General features: G+C 61.6%; 9 protein-coding genes. 2 read left to right on the forward strand and 7 right to left on the reverse strand.

Annotated elements, in window-relative coordinates; translation table 11 throughout:
• The first annotated feature begins 27 nt into the window (after window positions 1-27).
• Both AC0J5Z_RS16850 and AC0J5Z_RS16855 read left to right on the forward strand, forming a co-directional pair.
• Window positions 28-255 carry a hypothetical protein gene (locus tag AC0J5Z_RS16850; protein WP_442006291.1) on the forward strand — a complete coding sequence of 76 codons (228 nt, stop codon included), beginning with the start codon at window positions 28-30 and terminating at the stop codon, window positions 253-255.
• An 84-nt stretch (window positions 256-339) separates the two neighbouring features.
• A complete protein-coding gene (locus tag AC0J5Z_RS16855; RefSeq protein WP_475034437.1) occupies window positions 340-1,446 on the forward strand; it encodes a right-handed parallel beta-helix repeat-containing protein in 1,107 nt (368 codons plus the stop codon).
• Window positions 1,447-1,456: 10 nt separating this feature from the next.
• Here AC0J5Z_RS16855 and AC0J5Z_RS16860 read toward each other — a convergent pair whose 3' ends face one another.
• The 7 genes from AC0J5Z_RS16860 to mfd all read right to left on the reverse strand — a co-directional run bounded on the left by AC0J5Z_RS16860 (window position 1,457) and on the right by mfd (window position 12,002).
• Window positions 1,457-2,251, reverse strand: coding sequence for a PIG-L deacetylase family protein (locus AC0J5Z_RS16860; RefSeq protein WP_475034439.1), 795 nt, complete (start codon window positions 2,249-2,251; stop codon window positions 1,457-1,459).
• 12 nt (window positions 2,252-2,263) lie between these two features.
• Entirely contained in the window at window positions 2,264-3,364 is a 1,101-nt protein-coding gene (locus tag AC0J5Z_RS16865) for a glycosyltransferase family 4 protein (protein ID WP_475034441.1), read from the reverse strand.
• Between the two features lie 41 nt (window positions 3,365-3,405).
• Window positions 3,406-4,920 (reverse strand): ArnT family glycosyltransferase, encoded by a 1,515-nt coding sequence (locus tag AC0J5Z_RS16870; protein WP_475034443.1) that lies wholly within the window; start codon window positions 4,918-4,920, stop codon window positions 3,406-3,408.
• 173 nt (window positions 4,921-5,093) lie between these two features.
• Entirely contained in the window at window positions 5,094-6,530 is a 1,437-nt protein-coding gene (locus AC0J5Z_RS16875) for a glycosyltransferase family 4 protein (protein ID WP_475034445.1), read from the reverse strand.
• Entirely contained in the window at window positions 6,530-7,327 is a 798-nt protein-coding gene (locus AC0J5Z_RS16880) for a glycosyltransferase (RefSeq protein ID WP_475034447.1), read from the reverse strand. The genes AC0J5Z_RS16875 and AC0J5Z_RS16880 overlap by 1 nt, the downstream gene beginning before the upstream one ends.
• A gap of 228 nt (window positions 7,328-7,555) precedes the next feature.
• A complete protein-coding gene (locus tag AC0J5Z_RS16885; protein WP_475034450.1) occupies window positions 7,556-8,365 on the reverse strand; it encodes a metal-dependent hydrolase in 810 nt (269 codons plus the stop codon).
• Between the two features lie 4 nt (window positions 8,366-8,369).
• Complete coding sequence (mfd, locus tag AC0J5Z_RS16890; RefSeq protein WP_475034453.1) at window positions 8,370-12,002, reverse strand: transcription-repair coupling factor; 3,633 nt, start codon at window positions 12,000-12,002, stop codon at window positions 8,370-8,372.
• Window positions 12,003-12,004: the final 2 nt, after the last annotated feature.

Consider the following 12,004-nt stretch of genomic DNA (forward strand, 5'->3'; position numbering starts at 1 on the left):
GAGCCCTGCGGGGCCGAGGAGGAATGAATGTCCAAGAACGCCACAAGCGCCCCCATTGAAAAAGAGAACAACCTGGGCACCAGCATTGTGCTGTTCGTGGTCATGATCGTGCTCTTCCTGGGTGCCATCTACTCGTTGTCCTTCCTCAGCCTGGATAACCCGTGGCCGATGGCCGTCTGCCTTGGCCTGTTCGCCCTGGCATTCTGGATCCCGCAGACAATTCTTGGCCGCTCGGATTCGGCAGGCGAAAGCTAGATTTCATGAGCGTTCCGAAGGCCCGGCCTAATGCCGGGCCTTCGTCTTTAACCCGCCCGAATCCAAACAAGATAAAGTGTTGTCATGAAGTCCGCCGCTCCGAAGGTAGCGCTGCTGGCCGTGGCTTTGGTCGCGGCAGGAGTTGGAGTGGCTGCCGTTGCGGCAAAGCCAAATGTAGTTCCGGAGCCCCAGGGAAGCTCGTGCAGCGCCCAGGGCAGCAATGCCACGCAGGTGAACCACTTCATCGTCGAGGGCTACTTGGACCCCGACGACACCTCCACAGCACTTCAGCGAATGATCAACACTGCCTCTAAAAACGGCGGTGCCGTGGTGCAACTGCCCGAGGGTACTTTCGTCCTGGGGCGTCCGCTGGTAGTCAAGAACAACGTCGCGCTGAGGGGGACCGGAGCTTCCACGGTGCTGAAGGCTGGCCCGGACTTCCTGGACACCAAGGGTCCGTTCGGGGGTCACCCGCTAATCACCACCAATGGGGCTCAGAACGTCACCATCGCCAACCTGACAGCGGATCAGAGCGGGGACGAGCTCGATGGCAACGCACAGGGGCGGCTGAGCGAGTATCTGATCGATGTACGCCGCACCAGCAATGCCTTAGTGGAGGGCGTCCGCACGCGTAACCCCTTCACGTACTCCATTGCCGTGGTGGCCAGCAGCACGTTCTGCATCCGCGGCAATGACACCCTGGTGACCAGCACCGGCAAATACGATCAGCTGGACGGCATCCACATCACGGACTCGCACAGCGGCGTGGTGGAAGGCAATACCATCGACCAACGCCAAGGGGAAGACGGCGATGACGGCCTTGTGGCGCAAACCATTGGGGCGACGGTCTACGACGTCATTTATCGGAACAACAATGTCCGTGGCGGGTCCCATGGCTCCGGTATGCAGTTGGCCGTTGGCACCCACGAGATTTATGGCATCACCATACAGGGCAACCGGTTCTGGGGATCCCCCAATGGAGTCAAAATTGGTTATTACGACGGCGACGCTGCCGTGCATGACATTGTAGTCAACAACAACTCCTTCACCGACTCACCTGGCCCGTGGCTGAATTTCCAAGGTGAGCTGAAGAACATCACGGTGACAGACAATGTCTTCTGCGAGTCGGGTCCCCTGCAATTGGGCAATGGCGACGGGAACGTTGTGAGCGGCAACCGGAAAGGTTGCTAGCTGCCGCCTGCTAGCGCACAGCCGGAACGAAATAGGTCTCCGCTTTCACCGGGATGGCACCCGACGGGAACAAGGCGTCCGCCTGGGTTGCGTACTGCCGGATCCGAGGCAGCTTGGCCGTGAGGCCCTCATCCCAGGTCCACGGCACGTATCCCAATTCAGCCAGGCGTGATGCATCCGGTTTGCCTGTCAGGTCGTAGGGGAAGTCCGAGTAGAGGACAAGGTTCTCCTGGTGACCCATGCCGGACTCCCGGGTAATGAGATGGTCCACGTGCTTGCCCACGCCGACCGGGCAGAAGATGAGCTCCGCTTTGGTCTGTTCCATGAGGGCGGCTACGTCGCGCTGGAGCTGACGAATGAGTGACCTGTCTCCCCTTGCGACCCTTCCCAGTGCGATGTCGAACCTGTAGGTGGGATAACGATGGGTCAGCTCGGGTAACAACCGCTCCCACGAACTGCTTCCCAGCCGTGGTGTGCGACGCCTTCGGAACAAGGCGTCTATTCCGCCACCGTGAATGGACTGGATACCCATGTCCGCCAGTACCGCCTTGTCCTCGGCTCTTCTGGCCTCGAACAACTGACCGGCGTCGTAAACGGCGCATTGGCTCATGAAGGACTTGGCAGCGCGCGTATGCGGTCCTGCTGAAGCTTCCGTGAACAGCGTGGCCACCACAATCTCGCGCCCACGTGCCTGCGCCTCCATGAGCGCCCCACAGGATAGGACAGCATCATCCAAGTGCGGTGACAGGAACAGCCACGGCGCATCACCCGTCAAAGATTGTTCGACCCTGGAGTGAATTGGCATGGTAGAGCCCACCTAGCCGTTTGTCCGGAGTGGCAGGGCAGGAGTGACGGCCTCCAATTCGGTCACCGCACTCCGGTAGAAGCCCGCTTGCATGTCGGCAAGGCGGCCCCAGTTGTATCTGGCGGCAAAGGCCCGTCCCTGCTTTCCCGCCTCCTCAAGCCCTGTCTGCGCGTATCGGATTTTCAATTCCTTGGCGAGGGCGCCGACGTCGAAGGCCTCCACCAACCATCCGGCACCGGGAGGAACGATCTCGCGCAGGCACGGGATGTCAAAGGCAATTACCGGCGTACCGGTCGCCAGCGCCTCTATGGCCACGAGACCAAAAGTCTCCTGCCGGGAAGGAACCACCACCAGTCTGGCATCACCAAGTGCCTTGAATTTCGCATCGCCGGAGAGCCAGCCCACAAGCTCTGCACTGTCCGAAAGACCGGCGTCCCTGATCGCAGCGCGGACCCTCGCTTCATCCGGGCCGGTGCCGGCAATCAGCAGCTTCCCATCTATATGCCGGCAACACTGCGCCCATGCTTGGAGCAACAGGTCCAGTCCCTTGCCGGTGAACTCCAACCGGCCAATGCACAGGATGTTCTTTCCGATGGTGGGACTCACGTTCCAGGCCGCTGGATCAACCCCGTTCCCGATCACGTCCACCCGGAGATCGGAATTCAGGGATGTCAGGCGATCCGCGATGCCCTGTGAAACAGCAATCGCCCTCCGATGACGCCTGACACCGAACCGTTCCACCAGGTGCAACGGCAATTTGTACTGGTGGGCCTTGTCACGGGCGTGCAGCCACTGGACTACCCCAATGGTGGGTCGTCGGGTCCACAATGGCGCCGCAATGGTGGAAAAAGGCGCAAAGAAATCCTCCACCACCAAGTCCGCGGTGGTGCGACGCTTGCGGACCTCGAAAGGCAATCGCACCACGTATCCAAGCAACCTCGTCAGCCGGTTCTTGCCCTGCCCGAGGCCGATCGGCACGTAATGCACGCCCTCCTGGACCCGCTCCTGCCAGCCAGGGTATCTCGTAGTCAGTGCTGTGATGACGAAGTCCTGTGCGGCGAGCCGTCGGTTGATCTCCAGAGTTCGGACGGACCCACCGCCTGCTCCTGGCATGCGGGGATCTTCGAAGGCAAGATGCAGGATTCTCATAAGTACTAGCGCCCCGTCTCGTAATCCATGGACGGCACCCCTATACCCATCGCGGCTGCGGCACGCAATTCAGCCGGAGTAACAAACCATATGGTCGTCTCGCCGTTTGTTGGCCCACTGGCGCTAAACACCGCGATAGCGTTTTGCCTCAGCCACACCAACATATTTGGGTTGGCATAGCCGTATCCTTGGCTGGTGGGCCGCGACTGGGTCAGGATGTAATTGGCGCCGGCGTCGCGCATCAGGGGCGCGGATGGCCATGCGCCAAACCGGGGGTCCCCGGCGAATGCGATTTCGCCGGTTCCATTGGTCACGCTGATGCGGGCATCCTGTGGCAGGTTGGCCTTGACCCACTGCCGTGCTTGCGCAAATCCGTTGTCCACAGTCATCGCAGTCCTGGTTCCAAGCGCAACAGTCAAAACAACAAAGCAGATACTGACCACCACCAGGAGAGTACGGCCTTTGGCCCACCGCTCGCGGATTTCAACTATCACCAAGGCTGAGCACAGTGCGCTGGCGACCATGACGGCATACCCGTACTGCTCTTCGAATGTCCCGAAAGCAGCGCTGTAGGCACCGGCCATGCCCAAGGCCAAACCTGAAAGTCCTATCAGACGTCTATCTGCACGCTGGCTGAAGCACAGCATGCCGGCTGCGATGGGGCAAAGGGCCAGCAGGATGTAACTGCTGCCATAGTGGCCGCTGTGCTCAATCAACCGCTCCAGGATGCTCGGAGAACCCTCAGCCGTGAAGCCCGTGCTCTTTTCGATTCCGGTCATGCGGAGGAGGCCATTCGCCTTCGCCTCGATCCAGTTTGGAAGCCGCCCAGCCATAGCCGTGAGAACCAAGTACGTGGTGTAGGGAACCGCCGATGCCAGAATTACTACCGCGGCTTTCCGCGGGGGTAGCGACTTCCTCCACATGACGGCCACCACGACCGGCGCCACTGTGCAGATGATGAAAAAGTCCTTGCACAGTACGGCGGTTCCAAGCAGCAATCCTGCCACCGGCAACCGCAGAAAAGCAGTCAGCTTGCCGGTTGGTTCACGGGTGCCCACGAGAACGTAAAAGCCAGCCACAACGGCAGTCATAGCAGCTGTTTCCAGAAATACATGGCTGTTGTTGCGCAAGACGAACGGCTCAAAGGACAACACGACGGCAACCAGGACAGCGGCCACTTTGCCGCCCAACCTTCTGACAAGAAGGAATGCCAGACCCACAGTGAGGGCGCCGAGGGCCGCGTTCAGCCATCGCAGCTGCAGGACAATATCAACAACGTCGCCTGAAACTCCGAAGATCTTGATGACCCCTGCTTCCAGCAGGAAGAAGCCGGGAGGATGCAGGAAGAACGGCCCGTCCGGGAGGGTCGGCAGCTGTCCCAGACTGACCGACTCCCCTAGCCGGGCATAAAGCAGCTCGTCCACCCATAGCTCAAATCCACGTTGCAGCCCGAAAGCCCGTACGGCAAACGCAGCGGCAACTACTACAGCGAAGAGTGTTGCCGTATGGGTAAGCACCATCGCTGCCAGAGTGGCGAATCGGCTCCGGGATGAAGGCGGCCATTTGTACCGGCGCCCCAAGGCAACGTGTGCACCTTGTGTCTTCCCCGCACCCCCGACCCGTGTATGACCAGTTGTCTTTGCGTGCGGATCCTGCAGAGTGTCAGTCATTTCGCCCCCTGATTTTCCGTCTGCTACACGCCATCGGCTGTGTCGACGGGCGTAAAGGTGCTGCCCGGACCGGCAAGCAAAGTACTGCGGCCGGCGGCGCGCAATTCGGCTCCTCTTATTCCAATGCTCTTCATGACGGAGAAGGCCTCAAACTCATCCCGTCCCTTAAGAAGGACTGAAGTGAGCCCGCTCTTTTCAGCGATTTCATCTGTTGGCCGCAGGATGGACCGGATGTCGGCCCCTTGAGTGGTCCGGAAGCGCACCAATGTGGACATGTCGGATGGCCCGCTGAAGGGAGACCCTGGGTGCTGGCGGCGAAAGGCGTTCTCCTCGAGGAGAACGCCGGCCAGCAGCATGGAGCTGCGCTCCCAAGTGAAACAACGCGCCCAGTTCTGGCATTCAGCAGCAATATCGCGCGCTACCTCCTGGTCGGCCAGAGTCTTAAGAGCCTTCACCAAGGCCACCCCGAACTGTTTCGGTGTGTCAGCAAGCCAGCCAGTGCGATCCTCCACTACGGAATCCCTGATTCCCGGAACTCTCAGCGCAAGGCACGGCACTCCCCAGGCAGCGGCCTCGATGACGGAACAGCCCCAGCCCTCGGAAGCGGACGTTGAGGCGGTCAGCCATGCACGGTTCAAGAGGCTGTCGCGGACGGCATTGGGTTGATACCCATGGAAAGTCACAACGTCATCAAGACCCAGATCCATGGCCAGTTGCTCCAGCCTGCTCCTCTCCGGACCGTCGCCTACAATTTCCAGCCGCAGTCTTGGCACACTGCGGGCGGCTATCGCGAACTGACCGAGCAATAGATCAAGCCTTTTGTGGGGCACCAGGCGGCTCACCACTGTCAGGGTCGGTTCGGGGTCGCGGGGTCCCACGGCTTCCGGAACATCTATGGTGCCGTTGGGAACAACATGGATGGGGCCGGGAAAGCCGAGCTTTCGTAATTCCAGCCTCGTGGACGGCGAGACCGCAACGATGGCCCGCTTTCCGTAGATTGCTTTGGCACCATTCTTCTCCAGGAACCGGCCAAAGGCTGCCATTGGTGGCGAAAACCTGGTCCGGAATTGCTGCTGGTGGACATGATGGACCAATTGGACGATGGGAATGTCGCGAGGAAGGAACAACGGCGAGAAGAAAGGAATGCCGTTTTGGCAATCCACCACTGCGTCAAACCGCTCCCGGGACCGTAAGAGTTTTAGGGCGGCCTGACCATATAGGGAAAGGGGACCGCCGGAACGTATTATCCGAATCCCGTCGATGGTGTCTCCGATGGCTTGCCCCGCGTCACGACCCGTAAACCACGTCACTGCGACCCCGCCCCGGACCCACCGGCGGGAAATTTCGTGCATGTACTGCTCGGCTCCGCCGGCCTGTGAATGGCTAATGTCACGCCAATTCAGGACCAGGACTCGTTTCCCTGCCAGCTGGGCCGGCAGGTTGGTAGCGTTGGATTCCATCAGTGCATCGCTTTCTGGATATGAAGTACTGATGCAAAACTCGCCACGCCATCCTTCATGGGACGGAACGTGGAAGCCAATCCGTCCGTCCATGCCACCGGGACCTCAATAATGGTGGCGCCTTCAAGCTGAAGCCACTGAAGGAGTTCCACATCGAAGGCGAATCCGGTTGTCCGGCATTGCACCATGGCTTCGGTTACGGCATCGCGTTCGAAGAATTTAAAGCCGCATTGCGTGTCGCAGATCCCCCTGACCTTGGATTTGGTCAAGGCGCGGAAGGCTGCTCCCCCCACCCGACGGCCCAGGCGTTGGGGGCGGATAAAGGTGGAGCCCGGCGCGTGGCGCGATGCGATCACTGCAGCGGCACCTTGTTCCAGATGTGTGACTGCCGTGGTCAACGTCTCCAAGGGCGTGGCGAGGTCGGCATCGAAAAAGCCCGTGAATCTGGATGTGCCACTCAAGAGTCCTCGGCGGACGGCTGCCCCCTTACCCTTCCGGGCGCAGCCCACCACGGAAATAGGCACGGGGCTTCCTTTTATTCGGGACATCCTATGGACGACGGCGGCTGTGTCATCCACGCTTCCGTTATCAACCACAACAATTCGTGAAGACCATGCTTGGTTTTCAAGGAAGTCCACGGTTTGCATGAGAGTATCGCTAATTCTCAATGCCTCGTTGTAGGCCGGAATGATGACCTCAAGGTCAACCATTGTCCGGAGAAGCGGGTCCGCATGCAGCCTCTGCCGCATGTCCGAACCACTGTGGGTATCGGCACCATTCGGGCGGAGCAGATCCATGGGGAACCCCTTGACTGTTAATCAGATAACTCTGAGTTCCAAGCTATGCGGGGGCGCCTAGTGGAGGCACGAGTAGTCACTACTCGAAAAGTCTGCGTGCAGCCTGATAATTTACCCGGCAAGTACGCAGTTTTGGATTTGGGTCCTACTCGCTGCGGCAGGTCGCTACCGCCACCACGACAAGGAAAAGGACGCCTAATACACGGAGCGTTCTATCCTCCGTCCGGGTTAAGGCAGTTGCACTACTCCGCCCAGGGCCGCCAGAACGCCGGGCCAATGCTGTTGCGCCAGTGTCCACGCAGCGGCGCCCATGCCCACCATGGCGTAGCCGCTAACGGGTATCAGGACCAGCCATTCACGTCGCGAACCAGCCCGCCCCAGTAACGGGATGGAGAAGGCGCCATTCGGCCGCCAAATTCCCCGGATCATGGATTTCCGCAGAAATTTCGGTGGCTTGATGACAATGGGCCATAAAAGCGGCACTCCGCCGACAGTAATCATGTCCCCCACGATGTGCACCACCACCCCTGTGAGCATGGACAGCGGCAACCAACCCCATTGATCCGGTGCAAACCATGTCACCAGGCCGGCCATCACCACAGCGAACAGCCAGTTGGTAATCCAGCCGGACTTAGGAAACAGGTTCAAGGCCTTGGCCGCCAGGTTGATCATGAACATGCACAACAGCCCGGCTCCGATGGAGAGCTTGCCTACCGGCGTCACCACTTGGAACTGGGCCGCCATGGCTGCAAGCACTACGAACGCCGAGGCACCCAACAACGAGTGCGTCCCTTGGCGGTGCCCTCCGCTGGCCTTTTCAATCCCCACAGCAATCACGTTGGACAGTGGCGGCAGCGAGTTTGCGATGGTGCTATGGCGGTGGTCCCAGTCGACCACCAAGGCAGTTCCCGCCGTCGCCATGGAGCCGATCAGGATTCCGGTGGAGTCCAACGGGTACCAACCCAATGCGTACGGGCCGGTCGAGGCAATAGCAATCCACGCCGCGGCTCCCGACGCGGCGTGATGTCCTCCCATCATTCGGTTAGCCAGCCTTCACAGGTACTTCAGCGAAAATCGCTTCAATAACGTTGTTGGCCCACTGAAGGATCTCGGCGTCCTGAAGATCCCGTCCGCCGATCCTGGCCGTCTTGGGCTTGGGAATCAGCACCGCGTCAAGGGCAGGTTTCACCTGCGAACCGGGGTACATGCGGTTCAGGCGCATGGTTTTGGACTCGGGCAGTTGCGCCGGCGAGAAGCGGATGAAGTTGCCTTGGAGTGCGACGTCGGACAGGCCGGCTTCGCGCGCACCCACCCTGAAGCGGGCCACGGCAATAAGGTTCCGGGCAGGCAGCGGCGGCTCGCCGTAGCGGTCCACGAGTTCGGCCAGGACTTCGTCGATGGCCTCGTACGTGATGGCGGAGGCCAGTTTCCGGTATGCCTCCAGGCGGAGCCTTTCGCCGGGCACGTAGTCGTGGGGCAGGTGGGCGTTGACGGGCAGCTCAATCTTCATCTCGGCCGCCTTCTCCTCGGCCTCGCCGCGGTATTCGGCTACGGCCTCTCCCACCAGACGGATGTAGAGGTCGAAGCCCACGCCTTGGATGTGGCCGGACTGCTCACCGCCCAACAAGTTGCCGGCGCCTCGTATTTCGAGGTCCTTCATGGCCAGCTGCATGCCTGCGCCGAGCTCGTTGTGCGCTGCAACGGCCTTGAGGCGTTCCAGTGCCACCTCGCCAAGCGGTTTCTCCGAGGGGTAGAGGAAGTAGGCGTAAGCACGTTCCCGGCCGCGGCCAACACGGCCGCGGAGCTGGTGGAGCTGGGAGAGCCCGTACTTGTCGGCCCCGTCAACTATCAACGTGTTGGCGTTGGAAATGTCCAGGCCGGTCTCGATGATGGTGGTGCAGACCAGCACGTCGAAGCGCTTTTCCCAGAAGTCCACGATGATCTTCTCAAGGCGGCTCTCGGACATCTGCCCGTGTGCCACCTCCACCCTGGCCTCGGGGACAAGCTCGCGGATCTGTGCGGCAATGCGTTCGATGGACGAGACGCGATTGTGAACGAAGAACACCTGACCTTCGCGCATGAGTTCACGCCGGATCGCTGCCGAGGTCTGCTTGTTCGTGTACGGGCCCACGTAGGTCAGCACGGGGTGACGTTCCTCCGGCGGAGTCGCCAAGGTGGACGTTTCCCGGATGCCCGTCAGCGACATTTCCAGGGTTCGCGGAATCGGCGTTGCACTCATGGCCAACACATCCACGTTGGTGCGCATCTTCTTGAGCGCTTCCTTGTGTTCCACTCCGAAGCGCTGCTCCTCGTCAACGATCACGAGGCCCAGATCCTTGAACTGGAAGTCCTTGGACAGTAGCCGGTGCGTACCGATCACCACATCCACTGCGCCGCTCTTCACGCCCTCAGCGGTCTCCTTGGCTTCCTTGCCGCTCTGGAACCTTGAAAGCGGCTTCACGCGCAGGGGGAAGCCGCTGAAGCGCTCGGTGAACGTTTCGTAGTGCTGCTGCGCAAGAAGGGTTGTGGGTACCAGGACCGCCACCTGCTTGCCGTCCTGGACCGCCTTGAACGCTGCACGAACGGCGATTTCGGTCTTGCCATAGCCCACGTCGCCGGACACCAGCCGGTCCATGGGAATCTCCCGCTCCATGTCCGCTTTGACCTCGTTGATGGTGGTCAGCTGGTCCGGCGTTTCCACATAGGGGAAGGCTTCCTCCAGCTCACGCTGCCACGGGGTGTCAGGCGCGAAGGCGTGGCCGCGTGATGCCATCCGGGCGGAGTACAGCCGGATCAACTCACCGGCGATTTCCTTGACGGCCTTGCGTGCCTTGGACTTTGTGCTGGCCCAGTCAGCGCCGCCCATCTTGCTCAGCGCCGGCGCGTCTCCACCCACATAGCGGGTTACCTGGTCCAGCTGGTCGGTTGGTACGAAGAGCCGGTCTCCCGGCGCACCGCGCTTGGACGCCGCGTACTCCAGCACCAGGTACTCACGCAGCCCGGCATCGGACGACGACGTACCGGCCACCTTGCGCTGGATGAGCTCCACGAAGCGGCCGATCCCGTGCTGCTCGTGCACTACGAAGTCGCCGGTATGCAGCTGCAAAGGGTCCACGGCGTTCCGCCGCTTGGAGGGCATACGACGCATGTCCTTGGTGGAGCTCGCCGTGGCTCGGCCCAGCAGGTCGGCTTCCGTCAACAGGCCAAGTTTGAGCCCGTCCAGGACAAACCCACGCCCGACGGCGGCAGTGGTCACCTCGATGATGCCCGGCTGGGGTTCGTTATCCAGGGACTCCACGCGGGAACAAGGGATCTCCGCGTCATGGAACAGCTCGGCCAGCCGCTGGGCGGGCCCGGGACCATCGGTCACCACAACTACACGCCACTGCTCGCGGACACGGGAGCCGATGAACTCCAGCATTTCGGCCACGTCACCCTGGTAGCCACGAGGTTCGCGGGCACGCATGTTAAGTACGTCGATGTCCAGGACCAGGTCCTCGTCCGAAGCGAGCGAGGTGATGGACCACCAGGACACGCCGTGTTCCAGGGCCGCCGAACGGGTGTCGGTGAGCGATCGGAAACTGGCGGCATGCAAGTCAGTGGACGCCTGCGACGACAGGTCAAGGGGCGCCGCACCGCCGTCGGATGCCGTTGACCAGGCAGCTTCCAGGAACTCCTCGTTGGTCGCCGCGAGGTCGTGCGCGCGGGTGCGTACCTTCTCCGGTTCGATGACCACGGACAGCGACCCGGCCGGGAGCTGGTCCACGAACGGGACCATGGCATCCACCAGCACCGGAGCCAGTGATTCCATGCCTTCAACAGCGATGCCCCCGGCGATCTTCTCGAGCATGTCGGCCGCGGCCGGCATGTCTGCCTTGAGCTTGGCTGCTCGGGACATCACGGAAGCCGTGATGAGGATTTCCCGGCACGGCGGGGCGTGCAGTTCTGTGGGGTGGTGAATTCCGGGTGCGGACAGCGAGCGCTGGTCGGCCACGGCGAACCAGCGCATCTGGTCCACTTCGTCGCCGAAGAATTCCACGCGGATGGGATGGTCCTCGGTGGGGGGGAAGACGTCAAGGATGCCCCCGCGGACTGCGAACTCGCCACGGTGCGTCACCATATCCACGCGGGCATACGCGGCGTCGGACAGGGCCCGGACAACCTCTGTGAAGGACCGTTCCTGCCCCACCTTCAGCGTGACGGGAACCAGGTCGCCCAGGCCGGCCACAATCGGCTGGACCACGGCGCGAACCGGGGCCACCACCACACGCAACGGGGCCGCCGTCGAGGTTTCGGGGTGCGTCAGGCGGCGCAGGACGGAAAGCCTGCGGCCCACGGTGTCCGAGCGCGGCGACAGCCGCTCGTGCGGGAGGGTCTCCCAACTGGGGAAGGTGGCCACCGAGTCTGCGGGGAGATAGGAGCCGAGGGCGGCGGTAAGGTCTTCGGCTTCGCGACCGGTTGCGGTGACGGCGAGGACCACTGGTGCGCCCGCGCCATCGGCACCAGCGTCAGCCAGCGCGTCGGCCATTTCGGCGAGCAACACGGCCCGCATGCCGGTGGGCGCACTGATTTGGTAGTCGGCGTTCCGATCGCTGAAGGACCTCTGTGCCTCCGTACGAACGCGCGCAAAAGTCTTGTCCTCCGCCAGTGCGCGGCGCAGACCGTTGAGGCTCATGG

The organism is Paenarthrobacter sp. TRD_SC_7 (assembly GCF_056156245.1).